General features: G+C 67.7%; 14 protein-coding genes. 11 read left to right on the top strand and 3 right to left on the bottom strand.

Features of this window, described 5'->3' with window-relative positions:
• On the bottom strand, positions 1 to 618 hold a 618-nt coding region (locus tag BN4348_RS08340; protein WP_268921100.1), incomplete at its 3' end, for an amidase family protein.
• A gap of 106 nt (positions 619 to 724) precedes the next feature.
• Here BN4348_RS08340 and BN4348_RS08335 point away from each other — a divergent pair.
• Complete coding sequence (locus tag BN4348_RS08335; RefSeq protein WP_066907072.1) at positions 725 to 2041, top strand: hypothetical protein; 1317 nt, start codon at positions 725 to 727, stop codon at positions 2039 to 2041.
• 47 nt (positions 2042 to 2088) lie between these two features.
• Here the strand turns inward: BN4348_RS08335 and BN4348_RS08180 are convergent, their stop codons facing one another.
• On the bottom strand, positions 2089 to 2355 hold the full coding sequence (locus BN4348_RS08180; RefSeq protein ID WP_066907069.1) for an SHOCT domain-containing protein: 267 nt from the start codon (positions 2353 to 2355) through the stop codon (positions 2089 to 2091).
• 557 nt (positions 2356 to 2912) lie between these two features.
• Here BN4348_RS08180 and BN4348_RS08125 point away from each other — a divergent pair.
• Positions 2913 to 3128: a DUF5134 domain-containing protein gene (locus BN4348_RS08125; RefSeq protein ID WP_066907066.1), complete on the top strand. Its 216-nt coding sequence runs from the start codon at positions 2913 to 2915 to the stop codon at positions 3126 to 3128.
• A gap of 270 nt (positions 3129 to 3398) precedes the next feature.
• Positions 3399 to 4403 carry a cation diffusion facilitator family transporter gene (locus BN4348_RS08120; protein ID WP_066907063.1) on the top strand — a complete coding sequence of 335 codons (1005 nt, stop codon included), beginning with the start codon at positions 3399 to 3401 and terminating at the stop codon, positions 4401 to 4403.
• On the opposite strand, the gene BN4348_RS08115 is transcribed toward BN4348_RS08120, so the two are convergent.
• The gene (locus tag BN4348_RS08115) at positions 4400 to 5692 is read right to left on the bottom strand and encodes an NRAMP family divalent metal transporter (RefSeq protein ID WP_066907060.1); all 1293 of its coding nucleotides are present in this window, start codon (positions 5690 to 5692) and stop codon (positions 4400 to 4402) included. The genes BN4348_RS08120 and BN4348_RS08115 overlap by 4 nt on opposite strands.
• A gap of 257 nt (positions 5693 to 5949) precedes the next feature.
• Between BN4348_RS08115 and BN4348_RS08110 the strand changes: the two genes are divergently transcribed.
• The 8 genes from BN4348_RS08110 to BN4348_RS07560 all read left to right on the top strand — a co-directional run bounded on the left by BN4348_RS08110 (position 5950) and on the right by BN4348_RS07560 (position 16673).
• On the top strand, positions 5950 to 10251 hold the full coding sequence (locus BN4348_RS08110) for an AAA family ATPase (RefSeq protein ID WP_066907078.1): 4302 nt from the start codon (positions 5950 to 5952) through the stop codon (positions 10249 to 10251).
• A gap of 112 nt (positions 10252 to 10363) precedes the next feature.
• The gene (locus BN4348_RS08105) at positions 10364 to 11119 is read left to right on the top strand and encodes a hypothetical protein (protein WP_235852603.1); all 756 of its coding nucleotides are present in this window, start codon (positions 10364 to 10366) and stop codon (positions 11117 to 11119) included.
• Positions 11088 to 12293, top strand: coding sequence for a polyprenyl synthetase family protein (locus BN4348_RS08100; protein ID WP_066907056.1), 1206 nt, complete (start codon positions 11088 to 11090; stop codon positions 12291 to 12293). The genes BN4348_RS08105 and BN4348_RS08100 overlap by 32 nt, the downstream gene beginning before the upstream one ends.
• Positions 12290 to 12748 carry a hypothetical protein gene (locus tag BN4348_RS08000; protein WP_066907054.1) on the top strand — a complete coding sequence of 153 codons (459 nt, stop codon included), beginning with the start codon at positions 12290 to 12292 and terminating at the stop codon, positions 12746 to 12748. The genes BN4348_RS08100 and BN4348_RS08000 overlap by 4 nt, the downstream gene beginning before the upstream one ends.
• Complete coding sequence (locus BN4348_RS07980) at positions 12745 to 13023, top strand: hypothetical protein (protein ID WP_066907048.1); 279 nt, start codon at positions 12745 to 12747, stop codon at positions 13021 to 13023. The genes BN4348_RS08000 and BN4348_RS07980 overlap by 4 nt, the downstream gene beginning before the upstream one ends.
• On the top strand, positions 13020 to 14042 hold the full coding sequence (locus BN4348_RS07975; protein WP_066907075.1) for a hypothetical protein: 1023 nt from the start codon (positions 13020 to 13022) through the stop codon (positions 14040 to 14042). Before BN4348_RS07980 ends, BN4348_RS07975 begins: the two co-directional genes overlap by 4 nt.
• Complete coding sequence (locus tag BN4348_RS07565) at positions 14035 to 14439, top strand: SCP-2 sterol transfer family protein (protein ID WP_066907045.1); 405 nt, start codon at positions 14035 to 14037, stop codon at positions 14437 to 14439. Before BN4348_RS07975 ends, BN4348_RS07565 begins: the two co-directional genes overlap by 8 nt.
• Positions 14436 to 16673, top strand: a complete 2238-nt coding sequence (locus BN4348_RS07560; RefSeq protein ID WP_084453850.1) for an NAD(P)-binding protein — start codon at positions 14436 to 14438, stop codon at positions 16671 to 16673. Before BN4348_RS07565 ends, BN4348_RS07560 begins: the two co-directional genes overlap by 4 nt.
• The last annotated feature ends 58 nt before the right edge of the window (positions 16674 to 16731 follow it).

Here is a 16731-nt window from a genome sequence, read left to right as displayed (position 1 = left end):
GCGGGCCGGCCCGACGGTGATCCTGCCCTGGCTGGGCTTGAGCCCCACCAGCCCGCAGCACGACGCCGGGATCCTGATGCTGCCGCCGCCGTCCGAGGCGTTGGCGAACGCGACCATGCCGGCGGCCACCGCGGCGGCCGCGCCGCCGCTGGATCCGCCCGGCGTGCGATCGAGCGCCCACGGGTTGCGGGTCGCTCCCCAGGCCACCGGTTGGGTGGTGGGCAGGGTGCCCAGCTCGGGGCTGTTGGTCCGCCCGGCGATCACCAGGCCGGCCGCCTTGAACCGGGCGACCAGCGTCGTGTCGGCGGTGTCGAGCTTGGCCGCCTCCTTCAGTGCGGCGTTGCCGTTGGACAGGGTCTGACCGGCGAAGCTCGTATAGAGGTCCTTGAGCAGGAACGGGACGCCGCGAAACGGGCCGTCGGGCAGGTCGGGGCCGGCCGCCACGGATCGGGCGTGATCGAACCACTCGATGACGACCGCGTTCAGCGTCGGGTTGGACCGCTCGATCCGCGCGATCGCCGCCTCGAGCAGTTCACCCGGCGTGACCTCGCCCTTGGCCACCAGCGCCGCCTGGTCGGTGGCGTCCATCCAGCGGGTCTCTTCGGCGAGGCTGCTCATGGCTTTCGGTGTACCACGTGTGACCAAGACCGCTGCACACAAGTCGCGGTCGACCCCGGGCCGCCTTACGCTCGTTGGTTACACGAACTTAACGGGGGTTTTGTTGATGGGTGGGTGGACGGGCCGGACTGTGTCCACACTCAGGTTTGCCCTGATCGCGGGGGCGGTCGGCGTCGTCGTCGCATCCTGCTCGGAAACCGTGGGTCCGCCGGCCGCCGCGCCGACCACCTCGATGTCCACCGCCAGGACGACCGCGTCGTCGGCTCCGGCACCTGCGGTGACCGGTCCGTTGGAGAAGGACTGGAAAAGCTACGGCGGAACGGCGTTCTTCGGCTGTCCCGAGAAATTCTCCCAAAGCAAATCGGTGATCGAGGACATCCGGCCCAAGGTCTTCGATACGAAGAGCGGGCAATACATGGCGCCGGGCGCCCCCACGCTGCCCGCCGGCGAGACCGTGACAGGCGGCATGTGCGCGCTCGCGGGGACCGGCGACGACATGAGGGTCGTGTACGTGCTGACGACGGCCACCAAGACCACGGCCTACGCCTTCGATCTGAAGACCAGCCAACCGCTGGTGACCAAGGAGCTGCAGCCGCCGACCCCGGACCTGAAACTGACCGCGCCGACCGGATGGGGCCTGGCCGCGACGGCGTCCGGGGTGGCCTGGGTGAACGCCTTCACCGACGGGCACGGCGCCACGTCGCCGCCGCGGACCGTCCTCCTTTCTGCCGCCGACCTTGCGATGATGTGGAACGACCCGCAGCCGGGCCGCGCATGGCAGGACGTGCTGTCGTTTCAACGCAACACCGACCCCACCAAGGAGTCCGGGGCCGAACTGCGCCGGCCGAGCGGCGAACCTATTTACCAGGACAACGACGTCTTGTCCGTCGACGGCGAATTGTCGGACGGCCCGGACAAATTGGTGAAGATCACGCGCCAGGATTCGGCGAACCCCCCGGTGGTCTCGACGATGTTCTATGACCTGAACACCAAATCCCCCATCAAAATCGGTGATAACGACCGGATTTCGGGCGGCGGGCTGGGCGCCACCCTGTCCGACGGGCAGCTGTTCGTCGACGGCCGCAAGTCCGACAATTCGCAGTTCGGGTTCGGGGTGTGGAACCTGCGCACGCAGCACTGGGACCTGCTGAAGACGCGCGACGACGCGACGAACGTGTCGATCGCCAAGTTGGCGTTCTTCGAAAACCACCTCTACATCACCAATGTCGGCAACACGTTCGCCGTCCTCGCCCTGCCCGACACCGAACCGATCTCGACGACGTGGTCCGTCCGCCCGTTCGCGCGGATATCGGGCTGGACGCTGGTCTGCCGCGGCGAGAATGCCGCGAACTTGAACGGGGACTGTAAGGACATCGTCATGGTGCAGGACCAGGACGGCCACTTTCCCGGCCCCTGGTTCTGAACTTCGAGGCCGACGCGGGTCCCGTAAAGAAACCGGACGCACAGACCCTACGGGCGTGCGTGATCGCGCAGCACCGCCAACCGGTGGCGATATTCCGTCTCGTCGATCTCACCCCGGGCGAAGCGTGCGGCGAGCACCTGCTCCGGCGTGACGGACGGCGTTGCGGCCGGGGGAATTCGGTAACCGCGGCGATCCCCCGTCGTGTACACGACGAGCGCAACGATGCCGGCGATCAACAGCACCCAGAACAGCACCATGCCGATGCCCATCCCCCATCCCCACCAACCCATGTTGTGGCCGTACCAGAACATCATCGCGTGTACCTCCCATAGGATCCGAACGCTATTCGTTGACTGCTAATTTCACGCGTTACCGGACGCGCAGTCAGGGGCCGATCGGCACGCGCGTCGGGGACCTTCGACCCTCGATCCCAGGTTCCCCATCGCCGGCGGACCCGCGGCATCCTCAACCGCCAGACGGTTGCCGTTGGTACCCTACGGGGGTATGGTTCCATGCATGAATGATACTCACATCCGCCATTGCAAGTCCACCAGCTGTGGCTGCGGCGACTCCGGATGCAGCCAAGCAGCCGGCTGCGCGTGCGGTCACCCCGATTGCACGTGCAACGACTGATCGCCCTCTCGGCCAGGGCCTCGACACGAGCGTCGAGGCCTTGGCCGATTTCATGGACTCACCGCGCCACTAAGCAGTCCTTCCAACAGAGGTGACGCCGCCCCGAAATGTTCAGCGTTCGAGGGCATTACGCGAAAGCCTGTACGGATGATCAGTCGATCGAACCAAAAGGCGCCATGTGTCGTCCGCCGCACTGGCCACGGATACGCCTGGGACGTAAACGATTCCGGCACACGAGATGTCGGCAACTGGATCCGGAACGGAGTGGATCACCGCGGTGAACTGGATCGCGACCCTCGGATTCGGACTCGTGGCCCTGTGCTGGGCCTGCCTTTACGTCGCCGGGCGCCGAATCAACGCCGTGCCGCAAACCGGGCAGCTCGCGCGCCTGGAACCGCTCTATCAGATGTGCACCGCCGCCGGTACGGCCGTGATGTTCGGCGCGGTGCTGTAGCGCGCGCCGCGGACCTGGCCGCGAAGTCAGCGCTCGGTGTCGCCATTGCTCTTGTCGCCGTTGGGTTGGCCGCGACCGCCGGCGCCGACCCCAACGCATTCGGTGTCCTCAGCTGTTCCTGCCGGCCGCTCCCAGGCATCAGTCCTGGCGGCCACGACCCGATCGACGAGGGAATCCGGGAGGGCGTCGGTGATGTGCTATCGCGCTCGCGTGGGCCGGACAAGTAACCTATTATCTGCGTATGCACGCAGATAAGCCAGTAGCGTCGGGATGAGTGCGGATAGCGGGCATGGTCACGTTCACGAACATCCACACGGGATTCGCGGCGTCCTGACGCACCTGCTGGTCCCGCACAGCCACGATGCCGCCGACAGCGTCGACACCGCTCTGGAATCCAGCGCCATCGGCATCCGGGCGGTCAAGGTCAGCCTGGTCGGGCTGGGCGCAACCGCGGCCGTGCAGGTCGTGATCGCCGTCGCCTCGGGATCGATCGCCCTGGCCGCCGACACCATCCACAACTTCTCGGACGCCCTGACCGCGGTCCCGCTGTGGATCGCGTTCGCCGTGGGCAACCGCCCGGCGACCCGGCGCTACACCTACGGCTACGGGCGCGCCGAAGACATCGCCGGCCTGTTCGTCATCGCCATGATCGCGCTGTCGGCGATCATCGCCGGCTACGAAGCCGTCGTGCGGCTGATCCACCCCGTCACCATCGAGCACGTCGGCTGGGTCGCGGGCGCCGGTGTGGTCGGCTTTTTAGGCAACGAACTCGTCGCGGCCTACCGGATCCGCATCGGCCACCGCATCGGATCGGCCGCCCTGGTCGCCGATGGTCTGCACGCCCGCACCGACGGATTCACCTCACTGGCAGTGCTTTTCGGAGCCATCGCCGTCGCTTTCGGCTATCCGTTGGCCGATCCGATCGTCGGCCTGATCATCACGGTGGCGATCGCGGCGGTGTTGGGCCGCGCCGTGCGCGACATCTTCCGCCGGCTGATGGACGCGGTGGACCCCGGACTCGTCGACGTCGCCGCGGCGGCGCTGGCCGCCAGGCCCGGCGTCCGCAGCGTGCGCAGCGTGCGGATGCGCTGGATCGGGCACCGCCTGCACGCCGACGCCGAACTCGACATCGATCCCGCCACCAGCCTCGAGGACGCCCATCGCATCGCTCACGACGCCGAACACCAACTCACTCACGCGGTGCCGAAGCTCGACAGCGCGCTCGTCCACGCCTATCCGGCGCACAGCGGTGCGCCGCCGGGAGATCCCGCTTAGGTCCAGCCGAGGGCCTGCGGCACCATGTAGAGCCCGAACCCCATCACCACCAGGCACAGGGCCCGGGCGATGTGTTTGCGCGGCCCGCGCATGCGCCACTCCTCGGGCAGCGCGCGCGCTTCCAGCGCCAGCAGCAGGCCCAGCACGATGGGCAGCAGCAGCGCGTTCATCACCTCGACGTCGACGGCGAGGTTGACCAGGTCGACGCTGGCCAGCACGAGCACGGCGCCGATCACGTGTGCCAGCCCGTAGGTGATGTAGAACTTGGCGGTGGCCCGGTTGGGCCGCTCGTTGAGGGTGTGCTTCCAGCCGAAAACCTCCGAGAGTCCCCACGCCCCGGCCAGCGAGGACACGATGGCGGCGACCAGCGCCGCGCCCAGCATGCCGAGCCCGAACAGGACGGTGCCGCCGACGCGGCCCAGGTAGGGCGTCAGCGCGTTGGCGATGTCGCCGACGGTGTTCAGCGCGCCCTGGCCGCCGTGGGCTCCGATGGTCGAGGCCACGGTGACGACGACCGAGATCATGATCAGCTGGGTCAGCACGGCGCCGGCGGCGGTGTCGTGCCGGGCCTCGCGGATGGTGGCGACCGACAAATGCTTGTCGACGACGGCGCCCTGTTGGTAGAAGACCATCCAGGGCATGATGACTGCGCCGACGTTGGCTGCCACCAGCAACAGATACGACGAATTGCCCAGCGGCATCGACTTCAGGCCCTCCACAAGGGCTTTCGGCTCGGGACGCGCCATCAACATGGCGACCAGGAAGGCCAGTTCGGCCGAACCGATGACCAGCCCGATCCGTTCCACGCGCCGGTAGCTGCCGGTCAGCGCCAGCGCCAGCAACGCGGCCGTCGCCACCGGAATGCTCACCCACCGCGAGACGCCGAACAGCTCGCCCACCCCGGCGACGCCGGCGAACTCGGTGAGCAACGCACCGATCGCCGAGGCGAACAGGGTGAAGGCCGAGATCCATGCCCAGAACCGGCCGAAGCGTTCCCGGATCAGCGCGCCGTGCCCCTTCTTGGTGACGATGCCCAGCCGCACCGTCATCTCCTGCACGACATACAGGATCGGCATCAAGATCAGCTGCGGTAGCACCATCCGGTAGCCCCACTGCGCGCCGGACTGCGACGCGGTGATCAGCGAGCCCGCGTCGGTGTCGGCCAGCATCACCACCAGGCCGGGGCCCCACACGGTCAGCACGCCCCACCGCAGCCAGCGACCGCGACGGGACGCCGCCTTGGACGGCTGACCCGACGCGTCCGCCACCGGTGCGGTTGTTTCGGTCACGCTCGACAGGCTCCTTTGTGCGACAGCGGTGGACAACAAACTAAGCCTTGCCTAACTAGCGGTCGTCACCGGCCCCAGGTTTCCTCGGGGGAATTCGTTTGTCCCGGAGTTCCGTACTTTTTTGTAGACAAGTCTCCGATAACACGCCGACCCGAGCAGCAAATAGTTTCGCAGCGGGCGGCCCGGTCACTACGATGATTCGACAGCCCCAGCAAAGGGACACCGAGGACGCAGATGGGCTCCACGTGACCGCTCCGGTGCTCGACATTGACGGCCGCATGGTCGACCGAGAGCAAGAACTCACCGAACTCCGCGCCGCGGTGGACGCCGCGGGGCGCGCCGGCGGCGAGTGCGTCCTGCTCAGCGGGGTGCCGGGGGTCGGCAAGTCGACTCTCGTCCAGGCCTTCGGCGCCGAGGTGTCCGCGCGCGATTGCGTGTTTGCCTTCGGGAGGTGCCGCGACGGCGCGCCTGCGCCCTACTCGGCGGTGGGAGATGCGCTCGGCTCGCTCGTCCGCACCATGGAGGCCACCGGGCCGGCCGAACGTGACCGGTGGCGCGCCGACATCGTCGGCGGGATGTCGTCGATCGCCGGCATCCTCGAGGAGCTGGTGCCCGACCTGGCTCGACTGCTCGGCACGTCGTCGCACCTGCCGGACCTCGATGCGGCGGATTCTCGCCGGCGGCTGCACCGCGCCGTCATCCGGCTGCTGTCCGATACCGCGACCTATCGGCCGGTGGTGCTGGCTATCGACGACCTGCAATGGGCCGATCGCGACACGCTGCTGCTGATGTCCGAAATCTTGACGGTGTCGCTGCGCAACGTCTTGGTCCTCGGTGCGCACCGCGCGGGTGGATTCGACCCGCGCTCGGCCGGAATCAGTTCCGAGAGCCTGCGCAGCATCGAACTCGAACCGCTATCCCGGGACGATGTCGAGGAGCTCCTCGCCGCGGTCGCCGGTCAAGGTGTGGAGCTGGGCGACGTGGCCGCCGAATTCCAGCACCGGACCGGGGGCAATCCGCTGCAGGTTCGTCAGCTGCTGTACCGCGCGCAACGCGAAGGGGCGCTCACCCCGGTCGGCGCCGGCGGGCGCCCCAGTTGGGACCTGCGCGTCCTCGCGTCGATGGAGGTCACCGCCACGGCCGCCGAATTCCTCGGCCGCTATCTCGAGCAGCTGCGCCCGAGCGACCGCGCGGTACTGCGCTCGCTGTCCTGCATCGGCGGCGAGTTCGACCTCGACGACGCCACGGCGGCCGCCGCCCAGCCGCCCGACGTGGTGGCCCAGGCGCTCTGGGCCTGCCTTGAGCTTCGTCTGCTCGAGGCCATCGACAGCAGCGGCAGGCGGATCACGAACGCGATCAGTCGCGACGCCCGCTACCGCTTCAGCCACGACCGGGTGGTCGAGGCGGCCCGGGACGGCCTGTCCGAGGACGCCAAACGCGAGGCACACCTGCGGATCGGCCGGCGGCTGATCGACCAGGGGGACGACCGGTTATTTGAGGCCGCGCGCCAAGTCGGCATCGGCGGACGGGGCCCCGCCGACGACGCCGAGCGCGTCCGGTTCGTCGAGGTGCTGCGGCGCGCCGCGCGAAAGGCGAAGGCGCAGGCCTCTTTCCCGTTGGCGCTCGAGTATTGCCGGAACGCTCTGGACCTACTCGGCCCACAGCGTTGGGCCACTAACGGTGCCCTGACCCGCGAGTTGCAGCTCGACGCCGCGGATGCCGCGCTGATGGTCGGTGACGTGGCGGCGCTCTATGCGCTACTCGACGAAGCAGAGGCGTTTCTGCCCGAGCCGCCCGACCGTGCGCGACTCGCCTACCTCAGACTCAAGGGCCGGGTCGCGGAGAACCGTCTTCAGGATGCCCTCGAGATCGGGCTGGGGGCGCTTGATGAGCTCGGCGAAAGGGTGCCGTCCAACCCGGGCAAGGCGAGCCTGGGCAACGCGATTGTGCGGATGCGGCTGACGATGCGCCGCTGGAGCGACGAAAGGCTGCTGAACCTCCCGCACTGCGATGACCGGCGCGTCATCGAGATCCACCGCATCCTCGCAGAACTGCGCAACATGTCTTACCTCGTCCGGCCCAACCTCTTTCCCCTGCTGGTGCGTAAGCAACTCGATCTCACGCTGGCCCACGGCCATACACCGTGCTCGCCGCTGGTCATCGCCGGCTACGGGTTGCTCCTCGTGGTGCTCGGCGACCACGCGGGCAGTCAGCGCTTCGGCGAGGTCGCCATGGTGCTGACCGAGCGCCCGGAGTTCCGCGAAGCCCGGCCACAGACGGTGTTCATGCACCTGAACTTCATCCGCCACTGGCGACGCCCCCTCCGGGACGGTCTGAGCCAACTCCGCGATGCCGTAGAGCAAGCACTCGACCAGGGCGACCAGGAATACGCGGGATTCCTGGTCGCGGTGCTGCTCTCCCAGTCGGTCTGGGTCGGTCGCCCGCTCGCGGAAATCGACGCCCTGGCCAGCTCGCTCATCCCCCACATCCGTTCCCAGCCCGTGCCCAGCGCTTTGTGCCAAGGGACGCACCAATATTGCCTCAATCTGATGGGCCGCAGCGCCGATCCCTTTCTTGTCGCCGGCGAGAGCGGTTTCGACGAGCGGGAAGTGTTGCCGGCGGCTCGCCGTGAGGGCGACGAGGTGGCCCTGAGCGCCGCGGCGGCCATGAAACAGGGCCTGCACTTCTGGTGCGGCGACCCCGCCGGCGCAGCTGCCGCCACCCCGGAGGCGATCGAGCACATCAGCGGCATGGTGGGCACCGCGATCTCACAACTCATCTACCTGCTCGGCGCCCTGGGCATGATGCGGTGCGCGCCGCGAGACCGCGCGACCGTGCGCTTCGTGCGCCAGGCGCTGGCATTGCATCGGAAGTGGGCGGCGGGCGCACCGGAAAACTACACGGCATCGCACGCGCTGCTCCGGGGGGCGTGGGCGCGGGCGCGCGGGCAGCACGCCAAGGCGGAGCGCCACCTTCACCAGGCGATCCAGCTCGCCGACGAAAGCCAGCTCGCGATAGTCGGCGCGTATGCCCACGAGGAGGCCGCCGCGCTCTACGCCGAGACCGGGCGGACGACGCTTGGCGAGCACATGCTGCGGTCGGCGTACCAGCGTTGGCTGAATCTTGGCTTCGCGGTGCGCACGGACTGGCTCGCGAGGGAGCACCCCTGGCTGCTCAGACGCGATCTCGTTCAAGGGGGGTCTGCCGGCATCGACCCGGTCGGCGCGCATCAGCTTCTGCGCTCGTTGTCGTCGGCACGGACCTCGGATGCCTTGGCCAACATCATTCTCGGCTCGGTCGCGGACACCACCGGTGCGGGCCGCGTCCTGTTCCTCACCGGCGACGCGGAGAATCTGTCCGTCCGGGCCATCTACGATCACGGCGACATATCGATCGTGGACGGGCCCTGGACCGAAGTGCCCTACGACAGAAATGTCGCGCGCAGCGCGATCGACGGCGGCTCCCCGGTCATCGTCGCCGCTGACCGCCGGGCAGCCACGCCACCGGTCCTCGTCGTGCCGATTACCTTGCACGACAGAGCAATTGGCGTGATTTACGCCGAGCGGGACGAGCCGGACGGCAACTTCGGCACCGAGCACGAGGAGGCGGTCGCCTTCCTGGGCGCCCAGGCGGCCGCGCCCCTGTGGAACTTCCAGCTCGAGGCGCGGCTACGGGCCGCCGACGAATATCGACAGTCCCTCATGGACGTGCAATCGAGATTCGTGCCGAACGAACTGCTGCGCATCCTCGACATCGACGACCTGCGCCGCGTCCGCAGCGGCTACCGGGTGGAACGCGAGATGACGGTGCTCATCAGCGACATCCGGGGCTACACGACCATGCTCGAGGACATGAACGTCGGCGAGGCGAGCAACTTGGCGATGGGCTTTCTACGGGCCGTCGAGCTCCCGATCGTCAGCTACAACGGCGTGATCCAGGACGTGCGCGGCGACGAGATCGTCGCCGTCTTCGACTCGGAGGCCGACGCGGTCCGGGCGGGGTTGGGAATGCTGCGCTCCTTGAGCGAGCACAACCGGGAGCGCAGGGCGCTCGGCTCCGAGGAACTGCGGGCGGGAATCGGCATCAACACCGGCGCGGTCGGGGTCGGGCTCGTGGGCGGGGTGAACCGCATGGTGCTCACCATCATCGGCGATGCGGTGAACCTGGCTGCCCGCATCGAAAGCACCAACAAGCGCTATGGCTCCGCCTTACTCATCTCCGATCGCACATATAAGCGCCTCGCTCAATCCGAGCAGTTCGATGTCCGCCGCATGGAGCGGGTCATGGTGGTCAATCGACGGCGACCGGTGACGATTTACGAAGTGTACGACGCGGATTCGGCTGAACTTCGCGCCGCGAAGCGCGCGGCGCAGCCCGCCTTCGACGAGGCCTTCGCGCTGTTCGACGCGGGCGATGTCGACGGCGCGCGGGCCGCGTTCGAACGGTGCCGTGAGTTGTTGCCCGACGACCCCGTGGCAACACTGCACCTGGCGCACTGCGACGCGGTAGCTCGCGGCGAGATGACCCCCGGCCAGGAAATAGCGCTGCTGAATAAGTAATGCGCTACTCCAATTCTGGAAAGTGCGGAAAAGTGCTACGCAATTCGTGATCTTGTCTGCCATGATTTGAGCGACAGTCAGGAGTCGAGCCATGTACTTCAGCGCTGAGCATTTGGCCCTTGCCAATCAGGCCCTTCGCGAAACGTTCCGGCAGTGCAGCATTACCTGGCAGGCCATCCCGCACTGGGACACCGGTGACCCCGGCCAGATCAATGTCCCCAACGGCAGCTTGAGCGCCCCGAACATTCTCACCGTGGGACAAAATGTTGAACCGTTCCAGCTAACAGTCGCCGAGGTGATTTCGCCGACCCCCGACGCCCTGCTCACCGGAGTGATGATGGCGACCACGGCGCTCGCCAAGGACGTCGACAATGCCGTCCTACCGCCGCTCTTTGCGACCAACGCGGCCGTCACGACGTCGACCGGCGCCCAGGCCCTACAAAACACGCTCATCGGCGCCCGGGTGACCGTCGAGAACGGCGGATATCGCGCACCGTCCTGCTTGATCACCAACACGGTAGGGCTACAAGACCTCAACCAATTGGTCAGTGGGGACAACATCTGTCAGCAGATGCTCACTGCGGCGAATATCAACTCGCTGTACCGATTCGACCCGCTCGACGCGAGTGCGTCGGCTGCGGTTAACGCATCGAAAGCCCGGATGATTGTGATCGGCCGTCGGCGGCGGATCGCCCAGGGCGCGGCGCCCGAGGCGTCGCCCGGTGAGGAGCCGGTGGACATCGCGGTCAGCCTGATGCCCAGCCTGGAGGTTGACGGCGAAGTCGGCGGCAAGATCCAGCTTTCCGCCCGGATCCGCTACGCGACAAGGACCACCGATGCTACAGGCCTCGTCGCCATCAAAGAGTGAACCACTTCAGGGCAGCATCAACCCGATAGCCTGCAACCCGCTCGACGACTACCTCGCCCTGTGCAAGGACGCCTGTGACGGCGAGATCGACCGGCTGTACGGCGCGGGTGAGCGCGGGTCGAACGGCCTCTACGACCTGATCTTCGACTACCCGCTGCGCGGCGGGAAGGCGCTGCGGCCGGCGCTGAGCATCGCGGCATGCCTCGGGCTCGGCGGTCACCTCGAGGCAATTCTGCCGACCGCCGCGACCCTCGAGCTGTACCACAACGCGTTTCTCATCCATGACGACATCGAGGACGAATCCTGGTGGCGGCGCGGCAAACCCACGCTGCACATCGACCACGGCGTGCCGATCGCCGTCAACGTCGGCGACGCCATGCTGTCGCTGTCGCTGCAGCCGCTGCTCGACAACGTCGAGCGCGTGGGCCTCGGGCCCGCCCTGCGCATCCTGCGGGCCGTCGCCAAGATGACCCGGCTGACCGTCGACGGCCAGGCGCTGGAGCTCGAGTGGGTCCGGTCCAACGCCTGGCGGCTCGACGACGAGGACTACCTGAAGATGGTGGAACTCAAGACCAGCTGGTACTCGTTCATCACACCGCTGCAAGTCGGCGCGATCGCGGCCGGAGCCGGTCGCGAGCGGCTGGCTCCGCTGGAGTCCCTCGGCCGGCACCTCGGAGCGGCCTTCCAGATCACCGACGACCTGCTGAACTTGCGGGCGGACCCGCAGGAGTACGGCAAGGAGATCGGCGGCGACATCTGGGAGGGCAAGCGAACGCTGATGCTGTTGCACGCGTTGAGGTCTGCCGAACCCCCGGACCAGGAACGCGCCGTGCGGATCCTGGCCAAGCGGCGTCCGAGCGCCGACGGCGAGTTGAAGCTGGCCGAGCTGCTGGATCGACTCACCGCCGTCGGCCAGCTGTCCCAATCGGGCAGGATCGAAATCGAGGCCCGGCTGCAGGGACACCACCCCTCGGAATCCAAGACTCTCAACGACATTCGATGGCTCTACGAATTGATGCACCGCGTCGGCTCGCTCAGGCATGCCCGGGAGGTCGCGGCCCGGCAAGCCAGCGAGGCGGCCGCCGTGCTCGCCAGTCTGGATTGGTTTCCGCGCAGCCGCCACCACGACGTGCTGGCCGACCTCGTGGACTACGTGCATGGGCGGACGCGGTGAACCCCGAAGTCCTGATCGGAATGCTGGCCGAGCTCGAGCGGATACGCGAGCTCACCCTCAACCTCATCGAGCGGGAAACGCCGGGGCTGCTCCCCGCGCCGCCGGACGAGGCATGCGGCACGGAGCGGACGGTGTTCGACCTTCTTCTCGGCGCTCGCCGCGCGGTCCTGGGCAACCCGGCGGCGGCCAGGAGGTTGCACGACCTGCTCGTCGCCGAGGGCCGCCGGTACGCGAACACACCCGAGGGGGCCCAGCTGCGCGACGCCTTGGTCGCCTCGGAAGGCGTGGAGAACCTGCGACGTATTTGGGAAACTGTGAGCCTCAACGTTCTCGACGGGCCCGCCGCGCCGAACGCCGCCCCCGACGCCTGGGCGGAACTGTTGGCCGACGCCGTCATCGGCCATGGCCTCGACGATTCGATCCTCAGCCGCCTGCGGCCCGAGGGGTTCGCATGACGCTCACCGACCCTCGCGAGGCACTCGCCGACCAGAGCAATTTCATCGGCTGCCTGCTTGGCGTTGCCGGCCTGTCCCGGGTGGTTCGCACGCTGGCCGAGGGCGATCGCGTATCCGGGCCGCCCCGCGACCCGGACGATTTCGTGCACGCGCTGCTCGGGTTTGCGAGCCTGGGCGGGGTGATCGAGCGCCTCGCCAAACCACCAAGGGCACAACTGAACCCGGCCATCGATGCGGCATCCCCCGCTCCACCGGCCACGCGGTGGCTCCGATGACCGCAGTGCTCGCGGCCAGCGACTTCCTCCGCGCCCCGGTGCTCGCCGTCGCCCGGCCCGCGGGTTTCAAGGAGTGGCACCATTTCGTGATCCACGGGCGCGGCTTCCGGCTCTTGATCAACTTCAACCTCACCAACGAGGTCTCCGGCGCCGGTCAGATCCGGCTCGCCCCCCGCGTCATCGTGATAGTGCACGACGGGAAGTGGACCGGCGCCCTCGAGCGATTCGACATCGGCGCCCTGAACATCTCGGCCGACCTCGGTGAACTGACCATCGGCGACAACCGGATGGTCGTCCTACCCGATGGCTACCGCGTGTCAATAGATTTGCCCGGCAGCGACATTCACGGCGAACTGCACTTCACCTCGGCGAGCCGGCCCTTCGTGGTCAACAACCAACCGGTCGGGGACGGCCGGATGTGCTGGCTCTTCGTACCGCGGCTGCGCGCCGAGGGATGGCTGCGGGTCGGGGACCGGGAGCACCGCGTCGACGACGACCTCGCCTACCACGACCACAACTGGGGCAGGTTCTGGTGGGGCGACGACTTCGGGTGGACCTGGGGCACCATTCTGCCTACCGGGCAAGGCGATCCATGGTCGATGGTGTTCCTGCAGATGACCGACCGGAGCCGGCTACGCTGCCTGTCCCAGGCGCTCTACGTGTGGCACCGCGACGAGCCCGCCGCGATATTCCGGCACGCCGCGGTGCGCACGCGCTCCGACGGCCTGCTTGCTCGCCCGGCGGACTGCACCCTGCCGCCGCCGATGCGGTTGCTCCTGGACGGCGAGGTGCCCGGTGTGCCGGAGCGGATCGAGATCACCGCGACGCGGGCGGGCGACAGGGTGCACGCCGAGTTCCGCTCGCAGTCCTATGCCCGCCTGGCGCAGCCGAGCGAGGTGCGCCTCGATCGGTCGACGGTGCTCTGCGAAACCGGCGGCACCGCCCGCGCGAGCGGGCACATCAATGGGGAGGACCTCGACTTCGTCGGCACCGGTGTATTCGAGTTCCTCCATGGCTGAACGGGTTTCATCGCTGTTGCGGCATTCGGTCGAGCACCTGGAGCACGAGGTGCCCGACAGTTATCGGCTGCTGGTCGCGGAGCTCGGCCCGATGGTGGTGGAGCTCGACGTCGACGGCGAGGTCTTTTCATTGCGCGGCGGCGACCGTCTCCGGGTCGCGGACGGCGCGGCGAAAGAGGCCGGCGTCCGCATCGCAGCCTCACGTGGTGCCATACTCGACGTGCTCGATGCACGGGTGGCGCTGGGCGAGGCCGTGGAGGCGGGCAGGGTTAGCGTCCGGGGTTGCCTCGATGACGTCCAGCGGGCGCACGACTCGCTGCTGGCCTACGTCCACGCCGCGGTCCGGGCGCCCTCGCAGCCCGGGCTGCTATCCGAACTGCGCTCGGGGACACCATGACTGAGCGCATAACGACGCCGGGATCGTGCGAACCCCGGCCCACGGCGGCGGTTCTCGGCGCCGGCATCGCCGGCCTCACCGCCGCGCACGAGCTCGCCGAGCGCGGCTTCGTCGTCACGGTGTACGAGGGCAGACCCGACGAGCGGAACGGGCTGGGAACCCATCCGGCGGGAACGTACCCGCCCGTCAAGCTCGGTGGCCTCGCGGCGTCTCAGTACTCGACGGTGGGTCCGGAGGGCGGGAGCCAGGCCGAGTTGCGTCCCTTCCCGGGCCGGCGGGGCCAGCCACTCGCCCCTGGGCGTGCGGTCGCGGGTGAACACGGCTTCCGCTTCTTCCCGGCGTACTACTTACACATCTGGGACCTGTTTCAGCGCATCCCGGTCTACCAAAACAACGGAACGGCCACCTGGACACCGACTTCCCGCACCGTTTACGACAACGTCCGGCGGGTGATCACCCAAGGCATGACGGTTGCCGGGAAGCCCTCCCTCGTTTTTCCCCGCGAACTCCCCCGCAGTCCTGCCGAGTTTCTCGGCATCCTCGGCCAGATCGCCGGATTGGGCTTCACCGCCGGGGATTTGACAACCTTCCAGAGCCGGGTGCTCCGCTATCTGGCCACCAGCCCCTTGCGGCGCGCCAGGGATTTGCAGAACCTGTCCGCCTACGACTTCTTCGTCGGGTACGACAGTGCCGGCGGGACCAGGCAATTCTCCTATTCGTCGAATTTCGACGCACTCCTGCGCAAGATGCCACGGGTCCTGGCCGCTTTCGATTCGCGTTGGGGGGACGCACGGACCAACATCACCACTTATCTGCAGCTGTACCTGAACATGGACCGCCACGACGACAAGGCCGACGGCGTGCTCAACGGTCCCACCACCGAGGCGTGGTTCGACAACTGGTACCACCACCTTGTCGCACTGGGCGTCCGGTTCGTCCGCAACGGGGCGACTCGCCTCGATGCTGCGGCCTTCGACCCGAAGCAGCCGCCCCATCTGCGACCCCGGGCGCAGATCACGTTCGCCGACGGTACGCGGGTGACTCCGGACTACACCGTCGTCGCCGTGGATGCCCCCGCAGCCGAATACATCACCGCCCCGCTGCGCGCGGCGGGCACCGGCGGCACCGCGGGCAGGCTCGACGGATTCACTACGCTTGCTCCCCCACCCGACGGTCCGCTACAACCGTTCTCGACCCGTCCCCAGCAACGACGGAATCCCTACAACATGGACGAACTCGGACGGGTGCCCTGGGATCGGTTCCAAACACTGTGCGGCATCCAGTACTACTTCGACACGGAATTCCAGCTCCTCCGGGGACACATGCTCTACGCGGGCACGGAGTGGGCGCTGTCGTCGATCAATCAGCACGGCTTCTGGGAGAAGCAACCGATTCTGGACCGCGACGGCCACGTCGCGGTCCTCTCCGTCGACGTCGGGGATTTCAATAATCCCTCCCGGCACCTGGGCAAGGCGGCCCGCGACTGCAGTCCCGATGAAATCGCTGCGGAGGTGTGGCGCCAGATCGTCGCCGCCCTGACGAGCAACGACGAATCCCTGGCGGCGGCGGCCCTGCCGTGGCCCGCGTGGTACGCACTCGATCGAGGCCTCAAAATGGCCGCCGGACCCGGTCAGGGCCAGGGTCGCGTGGTGCAGAACGAAACGCCGTACCTCGTTCCGATCGTCGGGGACTGGACCAACAGGCCCAGCAGCGACCCGTGGAACCCGCACGGGACATCCTGGAGTAGCGCACCGCCCGAGGACCTGTGGCTCGAAGACCTCGAGTTGCGGCACGTCTGGCAGGCGCGCCACGGCGGCTATCAGGTGCACCACAATTCGGTGGTCTTCGCGGGCACCTGGAACAAGACGTTCACCCGGATGACGTCGATGGAGGCCGCGTGCGAGTCGGGACGGCACGCCGTCAACGCCATCCTCGACCACTACGTGTGGGTCCAATCGGGCGGTCTCGATCGGCGGCAGAAGACAACTCTCAGCTGGGAGTTTCCCTACGGCTTCCTCGATCAGGGCTTGTCCAGCCCGATCCGGATGCCGACACCGGCCGGCGATTACTGCTACGTGTTCGACATCGAAAACCGCGAACCAGCCGACACGCGTCTGTTACGCACGATCGACTCGGCGTTCTGCGAGAACTCGCTGCCCCATCCGTTGGACGCGCCGGCCGCGCTGGCGTTCGACGCCCTCAAGTCCCTTGTCCCGCCACTCGCTGGAGGTTAGGAAATGTTCATGCCCGCAATGGATTACAACCAGCAATTGCTCGCCTACGTGCAGACCT

The sequence above is a fragment of the Mycobacterium interjectum genome (genome assembly GCF_900078675.2).
Lineage (GTDB): Bacteria > Actinomycetota > Actinomycetes > Mycobacteriales > Mycobacteriaceae > Mycobacterium > Mycobacterium interjectum.
The sequence above is the reverse complement of the archived record's forward strand: the minus strand, read 5'-3'. Positions and strand labels throughout refer to the sequence as shown.